This is a genomic window from Sphingobacterium composti, assembly GCF_009829075.1.
GTDB classification, from domain to species: domain Bacteria; phylum Bacteroidota; class Bacteroidia; order Sphingobacteriales; family Sphingobacteriaceae; genus Sphingobacterium; species Sphingobacterium composti.
Genome location: NZ_WUQZ01000008.1, coordinates 1 through 16,805 on the forward strand (window position 1 = coordinate 1; position 16,805 = coordinate 16,805).

At 36.7% G+C, this 16,805-nt stretch carries 13 protein-coding genes and 1 pseudogene; 3 read left to right on the forward strand and 11 right to left on the reverse strand.

All coding sequences use genetic code 11. The features are described from left to right. Positions 1-17 precede the first annotated feature (17 nt). Positions 18-808: pseudogene (locus tag GOQ17_RS07245) on the forward strand (IS4 family transposase). Positions 809-932: 124 nt separating this feature from the next. Here GOQ17_RS07245 and GOQ17_RS07250 read toward each other — a convergent pair. The 9 genes from GOQ17_RS07250 to GOQ17_RS07290 form a co-directional block, all read right to left on the reverse strand. Beyond that, positions 933-1,358, reverse strand: coding sequence for a DUF4488 domain-containing protein (locus GOQ17_RS07250; protein WP_159636636.1), 426 nt, complete (start codon positions 1,356-1,358; stop codon positions 933-935). 54 nt (positions 1,359-1,412) lie between these two features. Continuing rightward, on the reverse strand, positions 1,413-6,260 hold the full coding sequence (locus GOQ17_RS07255) for a DNA repair ATPase (protein WP_159636637.1): 4,848 nt from the start codon (positions 6,258-6,260) through the stop codon (positions 1,413-1,415). A gap of 614 nt (positions 6,261-6,874) precedes the next feature. Next, positions 6,875-7,036: a transposase gene (locus GOQ17_RS16580; RefSeq protein WP_201288582.1), complete on the reverse strand. Its 162-nt coding sequence runs from the start codon at positions 7,034-7,036 to the stop codon at positions 6,875-6,877. Positions 7,037-7,135: 99 nt separating this feature from the next. Continuing rightward, positions 7,136-9,253 (reverse strand): flotillin family protein, encoded by a 2,118-nt coding sequence (locus GOQ17_RS07265; protein WP_159636638.1) that lies wholly within the window; start codon positions 9,251-9,253, stop codon positions 7,136-7,138. A 21-nt stretch (positions 9,254-9,274) separates the two neighbouring features. Then, positions 9,275-9,952, reverse strand: coding sequence for a hypothetical protein (locus tag GOQ17_RS07270; RefSeq protein WP_159636639.1), 678 nt, complete (start codon positions 9,950-9,952; stop codon positions 9,275-9,277). 18 nt (positions 9,953-9,970) lie between these two features. Next, positions 9,971-10,165: a DUF4177 domain-containing protein gene (locus GOQ17_RS07275; protein ID WP_159636640.1), complete on the reverse strand. Its 195-nt coding sequence runs from the start codon at positions 10,163-10,165 to the stop codon at positions 9,971-9,973. Next, the gene (locus GOQ17_RS07280; RefSeq protein ID WP_159636641.1) at positions 10,162-10,410 is read right to left on the reverse strand and encodes a PLDc N-terminal domain-containing protein; all 249 of its coding nucleotides are present in this window, start codon (positions 10,408-10,410) and stop codon (positions 10,162-10,164) included. Before GOQ17_RS07280 ends, GOQ17_RS07275 begins: the two co-directional genes overlap by 4 nt. 2 nt (positions 10,411-10,412) lie before the next feature. After that, positions 10,413-11,105, reverse strand: a complete 693-nt coding sequence (locus GOQ17_RS07285; RefSeq protein WP_159636642.1) for a PspA/IM30 family protein — start codon at positions 11,103-11,105, stop codon at positions 10,413-10,415. 8 nt (positions 11,106-11,113) lie between these two features. Next, a complete protein-coding gene (locus GOQ17_RS07290) occupies positions 11,114-11,503 on the reverse strand; it encodes a type III secretion system chaperone family protein (RefSeq protein ID WP_159636643.1) in 390 nt (129 codons plus the stop codon). A gap of 63 nt (positions 11,504-11,566) precedes the next feature. Here GOQ17_RS07290 and GOQ17_RS07295 point away from each other — a divergent pair, with 63 nt between their 5' ends. Further along, positions 11,567-12,247: a helix-turn-helix domain-containing protein gene (locus GOQ17_RS07295; protein WP_201288571.1), complete on the forward strand. Its 681-nt coding sequence runs from the start codon at positions 11,567-11,569 to the stop codon at positions 12,245-12,247. Positions 12,248-12,288: 41 nt separating this feature from the next. On the opposite strand, the gene uvrA is transcribed toward GOQ17_RS07295, so the two are convergent. Then, positions 12,289-15,132, reverse strand: a complete 2,844-nt coding sequence (gene uvrA / locus GOQ17_RS07300) for an excinuclease ABC subunit UvrA (protein WP_159636644.1) — start codon at positions 15,130-15,132, stop codon at positions 12,289-12,291. Between the two features lie 140 nt (positions 15,133-15,272). Here uvrA and GOQ17_RS07305 point away from each other — a divergent pair, with 140 nt between their 5' ends. Then, positions 15,273-16,322: a DUF2157 domain-containing protein gene (locus tag GOQ17_RS07305; RefSeq protein ID WP_159636645.1), complete on the forward strand. Its 1,050-nt coding sequence runs from the start codon at positions 15,273-15,275 to the stop codon at positions 16,320-16,322. 13 nt (positions 16,323-16,335) lie between these two features. On the opposite strand, the gene GOQ17_RS07310 is transcribed toward GOQ17_RS07305, so the two are convergent. Then, entirely contained in the window at positions 16,336-16,752 is a 417-nt protein-coding gene (locus GOQ17_RS07310) for an OsmC family protein (protein ID WP_159636646.1), read from the reverse strand. Positions 16,753-16,805 lie beyond the last annotated feature (53 nt).

Genomic DNA, 16,805 nt, shown 5'->3' on the forward strand with positions numbered 1-16,805 from the left:
AGCGGAAAGTATTTCTCATGGATGCAACTATTATTCCTTTATGCTTAAGTGTATTCGACTGGGCTAAATTCCGCAGTGCTAAGGGAGCTGTTAAACTCCATACTATACTTGATTATGATGGCTGTATGCCGAGCTTTGTACATATCACCGATGGCAAACAACATGAATCCAAGATAGCCAAGACCATCTCACTTCCTAAGGGATGTGTGGTTGTTGTGGATAGAGGCTACGTTGATTATGCTTGGATGAATGTTTTGACAGCAACCAGTGCTTTTTTGTCACACGCAGTAAAAGCAACATGAAATATACAGTGGTTCGATCATTTCAAAGTGAAGCCCTCAAGGAAAATAACATCATTATGGATCAGCTCATTGAGCTTGATGGGGATGCTAAGAAACACTATCAAGGAAAGAAGATGCGTCTAGTTCGTTTTTGGGACAGCATAAATAATGCTGAATATGAGTTCTTAACAAACAATTTTACTTGGAAAGCATCAACAGTAGCGGCCTTATATAAGGAAAGATGGGAGATTGAAACTTTCTTCAAACATCTAAAACAGCGTCTGAAAGTCACCAGTTTTGTAGGAACATCAGAAAACGCCGTCTACATCCAAATTTGGACTGCATTAATAGGAATACTACTCTTTAAATACATCCAGAAGAAAGCTAAATATCAATGGAACTTATCCAATCTGGTGAACTTTATTCGTTTAAATATATTTGTTAAAATTGATCTTTGGAAATGGGCTAATGATCCATTCTTTTCTGGCAAACCTCCTGATAAAATTGGGCAATTCAAACTCTTCTAAAGAAAATAGTGAGGATATAATTTGAATTTTCACAAATAGCTTTCCTAATTCATAGATGAAGCCAGTTTTTTTTACATCCTAAATTTATTTAGGACAGATGTGTTTATGTATCATATTTATGAGGTTAAAAACTGCCAACCTTCACTTTCTTCCATTCCTCATAAAGATTATAGGTGTTATCGTTACCTAATTTTAATTCTCCTTCTATAGTTAGCATATTTCCGTCTTCGGAAATCTTGAGCGTCAGGCGAATTTCATCAAGATATGTTCTCGATGTATGATTAAAAATACTTTCCGTGTAATTACCTGTATTGTTTAATGTAAAAATACCGTCATGTGAAATAATAGCACCTTTCTCTGTGACGCGCATATTTGTGAATCTACCTTCATTTGAGAAGAGTTTGTATGCTCCGAAGGTCATATTATGTATATTTCCTTGACCGTCCTTCGTTTTCTTTAGTTCCCAAATCCCAGTTAGGGGTTTGTCTTGCGCAAAAGTTATTGTACATAATGCTACTAGGAATGTAACTAGTAATGTTAATTTTTTCATTTTATCGTTTTTATTTTAGTTATTTCCAAATCTTCAAATTATCTAATTCCCACGTTAATTATTTTCTTTTATTGCCTTAATAATTCCTTCGAGGTTTTCGTTAAATTCTAAAAGCTGCGCAAATACTTTATCGTCTTTTCCTAAGCCGCCATGCTTGTTGTTTTTACGGAATATGGCTTTGATATCTTCCCAACGATTTTGCTCTTCTGAAGTTATTAACCCTGCTAATTCTTTCAACTTTAATAAATTACTTTCTGTGTCAGCTGTCAAAGTTTGTGATTCACTTTCGTAATGTGCACGTATGACGTCTTCGATTTCGTTTTCATTCATCATCGGCACAACTTGTGCCACCAACTTACTCATGTTACGATACGAGCCTTGCATTTTGAATGAAGGTTCCGTACGATACGAATCTTGCATAGCTGCGGATTGAATGTAGTTTTTGTTGACTTTGATAACTACATCCCGAATTTTCAGCACATGCTTCAGTACCGCTACGAAATTATCAACATCTTGTTTTAAATAATTACCTTCTAAATCGGGTAATTGCTCGGAATCGTTTTGCACAAAATCAATCAGCGCATAGAAATCTTTAAACGATTTGTTTGCAATTTTTTCTAAATGTGGATTTTCAATAGCAGCATTTTCAATGAGGCTTAGGTTAAATAGATGTTCTGTATCTCCAATGACATCTCCTAAGTTGTACACATCCGCACGATTCGCCAACATGTCTGGAATTTGAAACTTAGAACCCGATTCTGTGTATGGATTTCCTGCCATCACGATGCAAAAACGTTTACCACGTAAGTCATAAGTTTTACTTTCCCCATCAAAAATGCCATCTATTTTGCGTTGTCCATCCGCTAATGAAATGAATTTCTGGAGGAATTCTGGGTTCAAGTGCTGAATATCATCTAGATAAAGCATTACATTATCTGCCATTTCAAATGACAAATTTATTTTCTTCAACTCCTCGCGTTCACCAGAGGTCTTGGCTTCGACTGGATCAATGGACGTAATAGAATGCCCAATAGTAGGACCATTGACTTTCACAAAATGTAAACCCATGGTTTTCGCCAGATATTCCATCAAAGTTGTTTTACCATAACCTGGAGGGGAAATCAACAACAACATACCCATACGAGCAGTACGTTTGTTGTCGCCTGCTGCACCCAATTGTTTCGCTAAATTGTTTCCGATGAGAGGAAAATAAACTTCGTTAATCAATTTATTACGAACAAAAGAAGTTAATACTTTCGGTTCAAACTCATGGATTTTTAACTCTTTCTCATAAGATTTTACCAATTGTTCTTTTAATGCGGCAAAAGATTCAAAGCGTTTTACTTCATTTTGTACAAATGATTGAAGCTTTTGTATGAATTCATGGTAATGAATCGTCAATTTGCCTTCTTCTAGCACAGCATGATTGCCTTTGAGTCCTTCTAAAGAAGCGGTGTCATGAGAAAAATGCAAATGATAATTTTCTTTCGGGAACAACAGTTCTACAGCTGCCTCTTCCACATGTTGTCTGTACGATTCGTATTTATCATATTCATCGACAAAAGCATGTAGCCAGTTCAATGTCAAATAGTATTTGTCTTCAAGGCTGAAATATGAATTTTCTAAATCTTCCTGAAATGATTTGAGCGTTTTTTTGCTTTCCAATGCTCGTACAAAATCTTGCTTCAAATGGTCTGCACTCTCACTCAAAACCATTTTCCCATGTCTCGAGATAGCTTCAAAAATATACGTAGCGATTTGATTCGTGCTTTCTTCTTGACCATCGACAATATTAATCCAAGATTGGAAAATACGCGCAATCTCATCCACCGTACTTTGGTAACGATTACTTTTCGGAAATGCATGCAAAACATTTGCTGTAGAATGAATGAGCGCTTCCGTTTTTTGTCTGATTTCTGGAGCTAAAGTAAACCAAAATAGATGGGCTGTAGCACGTAATGATGGTGCATAGCGAAGGAACTCCATCTTATCATCCATAGCTTTAATGGCTTGATAAATAAACAATGCATCGTAATTGTGAACACCTTTGATGTAATTTTCCGAATAACTTTGTTCTACCGTTTGTGTGATAAATTCTTCTGCATTAAAAGTTTCTTGATCTATCGAAGCTAAAAATGTTTTGAAGGCTAAATATTCAGCACGGTAAACAGCCTTGTTCTCTGAAACTAATTCTTGCTCCCAAATATCTTGAAAATCGAGTATCTCTTGATTTTTTACCTTTTGGTAAAAACTCGTACCTGTCAGATGGTAATTCAATTCTTCGTTGCGACGAAGCAAAGTCAGATTGAGCGGTTGTTTATTGACCGTAAATTTGTGCTTGCCAAGGGCAATAATATTATCGCCATCAACATAAAGCTCTGTTTTGTCGCGTAAAACGCGCAATGCGTCTTCCTGTGATTTTTTAAGTAAATTTTCTAAGTTTTCAGCCTTTGAAACATCGTTTAATGACTTCAATTCGGTGATAAGTTCACGAATTTTGTTAATCATCAAATCGGAAGCATAGAAACTTAGAATTTCTTCACGCGTGTTGAATGTTTTGGATTTATTCTCAATGTTTTTGAGGACGCGTAAGCCAATCTGCTCCAAAGAAGAACTTCTTTTATTGAGCTGCTCTACAATTTGTTCACGTCTCGTAGTGAAAGCTTTGATAATTTCATCGCGCTTGTCCGCGATTTTCAACGCAAAATCATCAAATTCCGAAAACTTGCTATCTAATTCTTCAAGCTGAACAACAATCTTTGTGTAATATTCGTCTACCTTATCAGCCGAAGTCGAAAGTTCCAAATAATTTGTCACCGACTGTTCCAACAACGTCAACTGAGCCGAAAATTCCGCTACTGCTTCTTTACTTCGCAAAGAACTTAATTTACGCGTAAGTTGTGCACGAACTTCGTTCAATGATGAAAATATCAACGATATTTTCTCAATAATCTTAGTCGTTTGTGTGGTATCTTCAATCTTAAGACTATTGAGAATATCAATCAGTAATTCCAATTCAGAAGAAATGGCTGTATTGTTTTCTTCAACTTCTTTGGCGTCAAAAGCTTTGGTAATTTCTTCTACTTTTTTCTTCTGATCGATGACACGTTCTTCGTAGGAGAGGAGGGCCTCATCTTTCAATAAGAAAGCAACAGTCTTGTCCGAAAGGTCAACGGTAATTTTTTCAATTTGCGCAGAAAGTGTAGTTATTTGTGCTTCGTCGGTGTATTTTATATTTTTCAGATCAATAATTTCACCTTGAAGTTTACGCGAATCTGCCAATTGATGTACCAACTGATCCAGCTTTTCAACAGTTGTGCTGTTGATCTGGAACACTAGATGTTCTAATTTCTTATGTGTGTTTTCTACGACTTCTAAAGCATGTTTGCGCAGTGCTTGTACTTTCACAAATTCATCGATTGCAGTGTTCGCAACTTCTGAGATCTGCTTTAGTGGCTCTCCCAAACTTTTTAAAGCGGGGTCATTAATCCAAAAATAACTATCTAATATTCCATTGGTTTTGCGCAGAATATCTTCATAAAGCCCTTCATAGCTGTCTTCTTTGTTGACCAATTGCACGACTTCTTGGACTTCGGCCATAGCTTGTACAATTTGCTTATTGCCTACTTTGTACACTGGGTCATCGCGTCGTTCGGTGTTTTCCTGTAAGATAGCCATGTATGGCGTTTCCCAAATCTGCACCTGATGATGACGTGTTGCCTCAGCCTCAGTTCGGAAATAAATCAACGAACCATCATCAAATACGGTAAAACCATTGCAGATAATTGGAGTCTCAACAGCTTGCTGAATGATGTTATAAGACATCAAAATGTAGGTGTTGGTTTCTGATTGGGTAAACACATACAAGAAGTCTTCACCATTCGGTGAAGCAATCCTGCGCAAAAAGGATACATCTTCCAAAGTATTGTCAAATACTTTGTAGGTGCCGTTCTGTAAATAATAGCCATTAGAGAATATGATACCTTGGTTGTCGGGGAGCAAAATAGCCGATTCATTCAATGATTTAATATTGACAACTTCTTTGGTGCGTTGATTGAAAATGTAAGCTCTAAAATCTTCTTGATAAGGCTTTACGCGGACTGCGATTAAGTTTCCTAAATCGGCATAATAGTAATCCGCATCATCCAATTGTTGATCTGTATTAGCTACTTTTTCCGCATAAATTCCTTGCCCAGAATCTGTGTTATTCTCTATTTTGAATGTAATATCTCCGTGCAAGGCTTCGATGAAGACTTTGTCTAAAATGGAAATGTGTGGAAATTTACCCAACCGACGGTCTTCCAAGGTCGTTTTCGTCCACGAGAATTCATGCTGCGCAGGTAACTTTACTTCATGAATACTACGGTCATCTTGATAGATAAGTTTATCGCCTTTTATTAACCATTTAAACGCTTTTCTGTCTTCCGCATTTTTGCTGGTTTGGAAAATCATATATAGAAAATTTTCCGTTCTGCGGAACTTTGAAAATATGGAGTCGCGGTAATATTTATAAAGATTTTGGTAGTCCGTAATAAAATTAGGATCGTTGATTAAATCCAGAGGTAACGGATTGAAATGATTTTCTTCAAACGCGTAAATACTGAATACATCCTCCAATTTAATCTCTGTACGAAGGCCAAAATGTACGTTATAACCGAAAATACAAATCTTGTCAAGTGCTATAATGCCACGCGCCACACAGTTATTCTCAGTTGTGATGCGTTGGTTAGCTTTCAATACAAAGCTTGTCGAATTAAAGACTTCCTTGCGAGCTGAATTAAGCTCATTCACACGCTTTGCTAAATCATCACGTTGCGTCAATAGGCGCTTGCGAATGATTTCGTACGAGCCTGTATCGAGTGTCTCAATCCTTTGGATTGTTTGGTTGTTTTCTTCTGCCATTGGTTACATAGCTTTCACTCCTGACGGAGTGATATATAGTTTCGTTATTATGTTACAGAGCTATGACTCCTAACGGAGTCTATCTTGTATAGTTGCTTATAGGTTTACACTCCTCTGGAATGATACTTTTTAGTGTCAACAGAACTTACCTCGCAGAGGTAAAACTCTGTATCAAAAGCTGGACTTCCTAGCCTAAACCGTTCCGTTAAGTGCGTTCAAGACTTTTTTGCTGTTCTTCCATACTTAACGGAGTGGTAGTAGTTGAGTCTCTTTGGACTCTTAAAAACTTGCACATCTAAGGAGTGATATTTTTCTGTTTCTACAGTTATACCTCGTAGAGGTAAAAGCTGTGTATAAAGTTAAGCTTGCAAACTTCGAGCGTGCCGTGAGGTGCGCAACATGCAACTTTATTCTAGTTCCTTGAAAATATACTTATCGTTATATTCTACCTCAAAAGCCTTTAATAGCTTAAGATATTCCTCACTAAAAGTCTCCTTCTTATGATGCTCTTTTTGTCTTTCGATATACCGAATAACATTTGGTATTTGCGATTGACTATAACTAAATGCGCCATATCCTTCTTGCAATCGGAAGAGTGTCTTAGTCAGTTTATGCTAATTTATAAATTGTGAAGACTCATGCTTTACTTGTCTCATCAACTCAGAAATTGTCTGATTCGGATTTAATCCTATGAATAAATGAACGTGGTCATAGGCTGAATTGATGGCTAATACCTTGTGTCCATTATTCTGAACAATCGCAATGATGCAATCTATCTTCCCAAGAAGTTGCTATCATCGCTTGTCTAAATTTGACAACAAAGACAAGCTGAACATACATTTGCGTGTAGGTATTAGCCATTTAATTCATTATAATTAACTTAACTTCTTATTCGAAATACCTAAATTCTTGGCAATGCCGAATAACGAATTAATAAAGCCTTTGTCTTCTTCGTTTTCTTCTGCTGAAGCGGCTTGTTGCAATTTGATTAAAGCAGCGGAAACAGTAAGGTTTTTAATGTCATTTGTTGAGATACCATACTTATCTGCTAACGCGCGAACTTTTTCTGCCAAATCACCTTTTCCATCTGGACCAAGTAACGAGTTCTTTATATCTGTAGCATGTTGCGAATTGTCAATCAATTTGTCGAAACCTTTTGCATTAGAAACTTGACGTACAATATTCTCGAAGAACAAAGTTTCACCGCCCACGATGTCAATTTTCGCAGATTTCAATGCTTCTGCTAACACAGCAGATTGTGCACCAGCGATGTCTTTCTGAATATTGATATGCGCCAATTCGATGTCGCGTTCTTTTTGCAATTGCAATTTGAACTCCTCGTGTTCTTTGCCCACACCATCTAATTGCTTCATTGCCGAAGCTTTTTCCTCAATTCCTTTAGCTTCTGCTAAAGCTTTCTCACGAACAACTTCTGCTTGTGCTAGACCTTCTTTGCGTAACGCTTCTGCTTTTTTCTCAATAACGGAAGCTTCTTTCGTGCCTTGAATTTCCTCAGCTTCAGCTTTCGCTACCATCACTTCCGCTTCTGATAAACCGATAGCCGCTTCTTCTTTTGCTTTCGCTTCCGCAATGATTTTACGTGCTTCCGCTTCTTTTGCAGATGCTTCTTTCTTCGCTTCCGCTTCGATTAATAATTCTTGTGCTTTTTTCTCCGCTATTTTACGTGCAGCTTCTGCATCGATTACTTTTTTCTCCGCCTCTTGTTCTGCTGCGATTTTCGCTGCTTCAGCAGCTTTTACCGTTGCAATCAAGCGCTCTTCAGCTTCTTGCGAAGCCGCAATAACCCCAGCTTGTTTCTTACGCTCAACTTCACGGAATACCTCTACATCTTTAACAGCTTGTTGTTCTTCAATTACACCTTTTTCCAATTGAACGCGCTCTTTGATGACATTCTGAATTGATTTTTGTTCCGTCTCCACCGAACGTTGTTTGTCGATTTGTGCCAAAGTAACAATACGCTCACGTTCTGTTGCTTCCAACGCGCGGTCTTTTTCTACGCGTTCCGTTTCTACTGCATCTGTACGGAGTTTGTTTTTCTCTGCGATGATGATCTGACGCATCTTGTTTTCTTCTTGAATAGCTAAGGCTTCCTCCGTAGAGATGCGAACAGTTTCTGCTTTTAAGCGTTCTTCTTCACGTACTTTAACGATTTCAGCATCCTCACGAGATTTGATATTTTCAATCTCACGACGCTGCTTTTCTTCTTTTTCTGCCAATTGGCGTTCTAATTCCAAAATAGCTTCACGAGCTTCTACGTCTTGTTTTTTGATTACTTTTTCTTCTTCACGACGGATCAAGTTCGCATTCATATTCTGCTTTGCCGTCAACTCTGTGATTTTTTTGATGCCTTCGGAATCTAAGATATTATCCGGGCTCAAGAATTTCAATTCTGTTTGTTCCAAATAGTCAATAGCACAGTCATCCAAGATATACCCATTCAAATCCGTACCGATAATATTTAATATCTCATCACGAAACTCACGACGCGCTTCGTACAATTCGATGAAATCAAATTTTTTACCTACAGTCTTAAGTGCTTCTGAAAATTTAGACTCGAAAATATTTTTTAATGTTTCTGGCTCACTTGCACGGTCACAACCTAAGTTTTGCGCTACGTTGATTACGTCGTCTACGGATTTGTTGACACGTACGAAGAACGCAACTTTGATATCTGCACGGATATTATCTTTACAAATCAAGCCATCACCTTGCATACGGTTGATTTCTATTTTCTTGACAGAAATATCCATTACTTCCATTTTATGGAATACCGGAATGACATACATCCCTTTGTTGAAAGCTACATTAGAGCCTCCTACACCGGTACGTACAATCGCTTTTCCTTGAGGAATTTTTTTGTAGAACATACTAAGAACCACAAAAAATGCGATGATGATAAAGGCTACAGCACCAACTGCTATGAGCACAATCCCTGTTAGTCCATCGATAAATAATAATTGATTAGTAATCATGATATATTTAAGTTTTATTTTCTAATAGTTATTTAGGTTTATATTTTTCTGAACATAATAGTATTTTTTGTCTGCAGCCTCATCCACAATAGTGACTTCTTCATTATAGCGAATTTCTGAACCATCCACACTTTTTACATTTAGTCGGATGACATCTTGCTGAATCAATAATTCGACAGAACCAATACTTTCACCTTTGATGCTCGAACGCATTTTTCCTGTTCTGCCCAAAAATTCTATAGCTTCTTCACCAGTATAACCTACTTTTTGGTACAGTTTCACAACAGGTATTGTTACATAATGCATCAAAAAATAGGTCAAAACAAGTATTGGGGCTAATATCCATACTGATTTCCATCCGTAACTGCCAAGATGAAAAAGCAGTGATGTCGCAATCGTGATAAGCCATCCAATAAATTTGAAAAGTGTAACGATTACCATCAAAGGAGCTTTACCAATATTGATAAAATCCATGGCTTTCGCGATGAACGATGGTTCTGCATCTCCATCTATAGTCGTGTCACCTTCTATATCTTGGACGTCAGCTCCTTCAAAATTTGCATCAACATCTGTTCCGCCAAAATCAAAGCCATCACCCATCAGCATAGTAAACAACCAATACAATAGCGACAATCCTGTCAACAGCGTCATTATTGCATTTGCCAGAGGATTAAAAAGTATGTTTAGAAGTTCGACCATAATTTTGGTTCGTTAAAATTAAATTGTTTCTCTTTTAAATGTATAGTGGAATGTCCAAGAATTACCACCGAAGGTAAGGTCTTGCACACTTACCAGTTCCCATCCTTGTCGGCCAAATTCGTTAAGAATTTTGTCTATTTCCTCTGGTTCTAATAAGGTTCCCCAAAAACCTTTTGGCTCAACTTTTACCGTTTTATATTCAAATCTTTTCATACTGCTAATTTTACTGGATAATGATTTCGTATTATTAATATGTAGACTAATGTGCCAATGAAGGGCGCACAAAGTATCAAAAGTATTATCAATATCTTGTCTGTAGTCTTATGTGAAAAATCTCGTTTGTGCAAATCCCATAGTGCTCCACCAGCCATAATTAATGGAATCAATACAATGAAACTCATAATGACGAGCATAAACATTTCGGCTGTTCCGATATTTATAAATACTAAATTATTCATCTTTAAGTGTTGTTAATTTTACGCTTTAATGCTTCTAATTCTTCGTTGGTTGTATCCGATTTGCTGAGCAAATAGTCAATTTCTTTCTCTGTATGCTGCTGACTGTATCCTTCCAATGCCTCATTATACGCTTCTTGATGTTCCAATTTGGTCTTCATCTTTTCCAGAAGCTCAATTGTGCTGTTGTTGTCTATATTGGCCATTTGTCTATTTGCAAATTCAGAAGCTTTATTTATTAATTGTTTCGCTTTCAACGTACTTAACTCTTTTTCCCACTTTGCAATATTGAACTTTAATATATCAATTTTACTGTTAAGTAAATTGTTTTTTTTAGAATATATTGTCGTTTCGTTTGTGATTTCTGCTGCCTCAGAGGTTAATTTTTTCTTAATATTCAGTGCTTCCAATGCAAGTTGATCTGCTTTTGCTGAGTCAATTTCTTGTTGATGGGCTTTCTGTAATAACAACATGGCTTTATCTTCATAATTTGCTGCATCATTCAACTTATTTTTAGCAAGAATCTCCCTTCGTATTAAATGCGCCCTATTCGTTATATAAGCTTCTGTCAATTCTGATAGCTGTTGTTTCATTTCTTCAATTCCTTTTTCAATCAAATGAATTGGATTTTCCATCTTATCGACCAAAGCATGAATTTCTGCTTGTCCGATTTTTAAAAGTCTTTTAAAAATATTCATCACACGATTTATTTCTTTGAAAATTGTATAAGTTGTTCCTTGTATTCACCTAGCAATAAAGAAAGCGAATTAATAGCCGCATCAAATTCATTTTGATCCAGGTTGTGCAATTGTAAAGTGTACCTAAAAATCACACGCTTCCCATCTTCCGTAAGTGCAAATGCTCCATGAATGATATCTCTATTTTTAATCAAGAGCGATTTGAAAATATGCAAGTTGTCCGAATGCAACGAAAATAGATGTTGTTCGAAAATGATTATCGGAGGTGTAACACCAATAATCAGATTCTTAATGCCATCAAAATTGTTTTCAATCAGAAAAAAACCTTCATTCTCATTCTTGCTGATAATGGTGTAATCCAAATCGAGAATAAATTTTTCAACAGTTTTGAAGTTCATTGGCTAATTTTTTTATATATTTGCTTATAATGTTAGCATAAAGATAGTGAATGCAAAATATTTTTGCAAAATAATTTTAAATTATTTTTTACAATGAGTCAAATTGGTAATAATATTAAGAAGCTTAGAAAGGTGAAAGGGTTAAGTCAGCAGGCTTTTGCAGAGTTATTTAACTTGACCAGAGGTAATATTTCCTCATATGAGGAATTTCGTGCAGAGCCACGAATAGAAGTAATTTTGCAGATTGCAAAATATTTTAGCATTCCCATAGCAGAACTTCTTGAAAAGCAATTGACGGTTAATGAAATTTTAAATTTTGAGGATCACTTTGAAAAGTCAATTCAATTAGATTCAAAGACTTTAACAGAAATACCTTTTTTGAATCGGGAATATTTACAAAAGAATTCAGCTGTTGAATTAAAAGAACTGCCTCATATACATTTTCCAATATATAATAAACACAGTATGTTGGCTGTGGAAAATTCGGATATAATTTCAAATCCTGCTGATTTTCCTTTTGAAGAAGGGACAATTCTTTTTTTTGAGCATGTAGAGATTGATATACTGCATATTCTAGATTCAAAAATTGGTTTTTACTTAGACGGAGAAGATATGTTTTTTGGGAAATACGAAGTAGCTGACAAACAAATAAAGTTAAAACTTAACGATTGGAAGGAAGCTGTTTTTACAGAAGAAAATAAGAAATCTTTTTGGAAGTTGTATGCAAAGTTCGCTAGGGTATAAACCAGAAGCCCCATTTTGATCACAAATGGAGCTTTTTTGTTTTACTTCATCTCTTCTTTCAAGAAACGAGCGGTTTCAGAGTTTTTAACTTTGATTAACTCTTCTGGTGTACCTGCAAAAAGTAATTTTCCACCTTCGCGACCTCCTTCTGGTCCCATATCAATAATCCAATCCGCTGTTTTGATTACATCCAAATTGTGTTCAATAATTAAAACTGTATTTCCTCTGTCGACTAAACGATTTATAACTCCCAACAACACATTAACATCTTCAAAATGCAATCCTGTGGTTGGTTCGTCAAGGATATAAAATGTATTACCAGTATCTTTTTTCGATAATTCTGTTGCTAATTTTACGCGTTGTGCTTCACCACCTGAAAGGGTAGTGGACGATTGTCCTAAAGTCAAATAGCCCAAACCTACATCTTGTAATGTTTTAATCTTGCGATAAATAGATGGAATATGTTCGAAGAAATCTACAGCTTCATTGATACTCATGTTCAATACATCCGAAATCGACTTTCCTTTGTAGCGAACTTCTAATGTTTCGCGGTTATAGCGTTTTCCATTACACGATTCACAAGGAACTTGTACATCTGGTAAGAAGTTCATTTCGATAATCTTCATTCCAGCCCCTTGACAAGTTTCACAACGTCCTCCTTTTACATTGAAAGAGAATTGTCCTGGCTTATAACCACGGATTTTAGCTTCAGGAAGTTGTACGTAAAGCGTTCTAATATCCGAAAACACACCTGTGTAGGTCGATGGATTCGAACGTGGTGTTCTTCCAATCGGACTTTGGTCTATTTCGATAACTTTATCGATATTTTTTAAGCCCTCAATGCTTTTGTGTGGCATTGGCGTTGCTTTAGCTCGGAAAAAATGTTTATTCAGAATAGGGTAGAGCGTACCTGTTATCAAACTCGATTTTCCAGAACCCGATACGCCAGTAACTAAAATTAATTTTCCCAATGGAAAATCAACAGAAACATTTTTAAGGTTATTGCCTGTCGCGCCTTTTAGTGATAATACTTCGCCTGTACCTTTTCTGCGTTCTTTAGGTATAGCTACTTCTTTTTTACCATTCAAATAGGCTGCGGTAAGTGAATCCGCTTTTAATATATCTTTTGGAAGGCCCTCAGCGACAATTTCTCCTCCATTCACACCTGCTGCAGGTCCCATATCGATTACATAATCCGCATTTAGAATCATGTCCTTGTCGTGCTCCACAACTAATACCGAGTTTCCGATGTCTCGAAGGTTCTTCAAGGAATTAATCAAACGCTCATTATCACGTTGATGCAAACCAATACTTGGCTCATCCAAAATATACAAGACATTTACCAGTTGCGAACCAATTTGTGTAGCTAAGCGAATACGCTGTGCTTCACCGCCAGACAATGTTTTCGAAGAACGGTTTAACGTCAGGTAGTTCAGGCCTACGTCTAATAAAAATCCTAGACGAGTTCTGATTTCTTTCAAAATCTCAACAGCTATGGTTTTTTGACGCTCATCCATTTTGTCTTCTACATTTTCCAACCAAGTGGCTAAGACCGAAATGTCCATAGCGGCTAATTCTGCAATGTTTTTATCGGCTATCTTAAAATGTAGTGATTCCTTACGCAATTTGTCACCATGGCAAGCTGGACACACCACTTGCGTACGAAAGTCATCCAATGCAGGCGCATCGTCCGAATATTTACCGCTATGCTCTTCCAGCATTTTGAAGATGCCCGAAAAAGTGACTTTATATTCTCTTGCGCCATAAGACCCGTATGAAACAGTAAGTGATATAGGTTCTTCCGCACCGAAAAGCATCAAATCTATTTGTTCTTCTGTCAACTTATCGACAGGAGTCGTAAGCGAAATCTCAAATTTCTTTGCTACCGCTTTGATAATCGCACTATTCCAACTTTCTTTTAGCGATCCCAAAGGAACGATTGCACCTTTTTGAATACTTAATTTCTTGTCTGGAATAACAATGTTTTTGTCAATCTCAAAAATATAGCCCAAACCATCACATTTGGGACATGCCCCATAAGGTGAGTTGAACGAAAATGTATTCGGTTGCGGTTCATCGTATGAAATGCCTGACTCGGCATCCATCAAATATTTACTAAAAAACTGTTCTTTCGTATTATCGCGATTTACAATTTTGATGATGCCCTTTGCAGCTTTCATCGCTTGGAGCACCGATGTATACAAACGTTTTTTGTCGCCTTCAGAAGCCTGAAGTCTATCAATAACGATTTCGATATCGTGGATTTTGTAGCGGTCAACCTGCATTTTTGGTTCTATGTCCAAGACGTCGCCGTCCACGCGTACTTTAGAATAGCCTTGTTTGCGAATTTGCTCAAACAATTCACGGTAATGCCCTTTACGACCTTTGACAACAGGAGCCAAAATATTAATTCCTTCGTCTTTAAATTCAGTTAAGATTTGATCTACAATCTGCTCTTCGGACATACGCTGCATTTTCTTACCCGTTGCATACGAAAATGCTTCACTTGCTCGTGCATACAGCAGACGTAAAAAGTCGTAAATTTCGGTAATTGTACCTACGGTAGAACGTGGATTTTTGTTCGTAGTTTTTTGCTCTATAGAAATAACCGGACTCAATCCTGAGATTTTGTCTACATCTGGACGTTCTAATCCACCCAAAAACTGACGACTGTAGGCAGAGAAAGTTTCCATATAACGACGTTGTCCTTCTGCATAAATGGTGTCAAAAGCCAATGATGATTTTCCCGAACCACTCAGTCCTGTGATAACCACCAGCTCATTGCGCGGAAAAGAAACATCAATGTTTTTTAAATTGTGTACACGCGCACCATATACTTCTACTTCACTTTGATCACCTAAATCGACTACTTTTGTTTTGGACATATCGAGCTAAATATTTTACGAACTTGCAAAGTTACTCATTATTAGGCGGAATTTGAACTGATGTCTAAGGTGTTATTACTTAATATTATATTCGGATGATGGAATAGTTTTTGTAATTTACTCTGACAAACAATTAATCCTTGAAAAAATTAGATTTAAGTCGCCAAGAAAAAGAAACTGTAGAGCAAGCACTTGATTTTTGGAATGCAAATGGAAATTTGGATAGCCAAAAAGCGGAGGAGCTTAAAGCTACAATTGATGAGCGTAGTTTTGAGTGGAAGGTGCTTGCTCGATATGCTTTTTGGGTTGCTTTAGCGTCTTTGATTTTTTCCGTGATTTCCTTGTTTTCGGATAATGCTCTGGAAAAGTTTGTGCAGCAATTCTATGATACGCCTAATGTGATATTTTGCATTGCTTTTGCTGGATTAGCCTTTTTGTTTTACTTTTTAGGATTTAGAAATAAAAAGTTATATCCGGATAAGACTTTTTCTAATGAAACTTTAATGTTAGCAGGCTCATTTTCAACTGCTGCTTGTATTGGATTTCTAGGACAAATATTAGATCGAGATAATCATTTTTTCAGCATCTTATTTTTTCTTTCTATTTTAATATACGGCGTGTTGTCCGTCAAGTTAAGTTCAAAGTTGATATGGGTATTTACCTTAGTTGCTCTGGGGATTTGGTTTGCAACCGAAACAGCTTACCATAGCGATTGGGGATGGAAATTCTGGGGAATGAATTATCCGTTGCGTTTCACAATTTTTGGTATTATTCTTACCGCATGTGCTGTGTTTGTTCAACCTAGATTTTCACAATTAGAGCCATTTAAATCGACAAGTATAGTGATTGGGTTGTTGTATACGATGATAGCACTGTGGTGCTTGTCTATCTTTGGTAATTACAGTGATTTCGAAGCGTGGTCAAAGATTAGGCAATGGGAAATATTCTATTGGGGATTGATAGCTGTATTTTTGTCTCTAGGTTTGGCATTATATGGTTTGAAAAAACGAGATACGGTGATTCGGGATATTGGATTTGTATTCTTTTTGATAAATCTATATACACGATTTGTGGAGTACCTTTGGGATAATATCAATCGAACAATCTTCTTCTTAATCTTAGCTATTTCCTTTTGGTTAGTAGGACGTTGGTCCGAAAAGATATGGAAAAAGCAAAGCTCTTCTACATAGAAGAGCTTGCTTTTTAGTTGATTTTTAGGCTGTAAGTGATGTCTACGCCTCCAGCGGCTAGCATATCGTGTACAGAACAATATTTTTTTACAGCCAATTCTGCTGCCTTTTGTGCTTTTACTTCATCAATATTCCCTTTTAGGATGAAGTTAATATGAATTTTAGTGAAAATATTCGGGATTTCTTCTCTGCGGTCGCCAGATACTTCCACTTGAATATCTTCAATTTCTTGACGTTGCTTTTGTAGAATTGTAGTTAAGTCGAAGACGCTACATGAGCCTAATGCCATAAGAACCAATTCCATGGGTCTTACACCTTTTCCTTCACCGCCGATAGCATCAGAACCATCTATGTTAACTTTTACAGAAGACAACTCACTAGATGCTTCAAAATGAACGGCTTTATTTATACGTTGTAATGCTACTTTCATATTCTTTCAATTATTCTATACTTCTAAAATAGTAAAAGGTCGCTGTATTAGCG

Excerpts from the sequence above, each read along its gene's own strand:
- GOQ17_RS07280 (WP_159636641.1), bottom strand. The coding sequence starts at position 10,410 with ATGAATAATTTAGTATTTATAAATATCGGAACAGCCGAAATGTTTATG.
- GOQ17_RS07275 (WP_159636640.1), bottom strand. The coding sequence starts at position 10,165 with ATGAAAAGATTTGAATATAAAACGGTAAAAGTTGAGCCAAAAGGTTTT.
- GOQ17_RS07310 (WP_159636646.1), bottom strand. The coding sequence starts at position 16,752 with ATGAAAGTAGCATTACAACGTATAAATAAAGCCGTTCATTTTGAAGCA.
- uvrA (WP_159636644.1), bottom strand. The coding sequence starts at position 15,132 with ATGTCCAAAACAAAAGTAGTCGATTTAGGTGATCAAAGTGAAGTAGAA.
- GOQ17_RS07285 (WP_159636642.1), bottom strand. The coding sequence starts at position 11,105 with ATGAATATTTTTAAAAGACTTTTAAAAATCGGACAAGCAGAAATTCAT.
- GOQ17_RS07255 (WP_159636637.1), bottom strand. The coding sequence starts at position 6,260 with ATGGCAGAAGAAAACAACCAAACAATCCAAAGGATTGAGACACTCGAT.
- GOQ17_RS07290 (WP_159636643.1), bottom strand. The coding sequence starts at position 11,503 with ATGAACTTCAAAACTGTTGAAAAATTTATTCTCGATTTGGATTACACC.
- GOQ17_RS07270 (WP_159636639.1), bottom strand. The coding sequence starts at position 9,952 with ATGGTCGAACTTCTAAACATACTTTTTAATCCTCTGGCAAATGCAATA.
- GOQ17_RS07265 (WP_159636638.1), bottom strand. The coding sequence starts at position 9,253 with ATGATTACTAATCAATTATTATTTATCGATGGACTAACAGGGATTGTG.
- GOQ17_RS07250 (WP_159636636.1), bottom strand. The coding sequence starts at position 1,358 with ATGAAAAAATTAACATTACTAGTTACATTCCTAGTAGCATTATGTACA.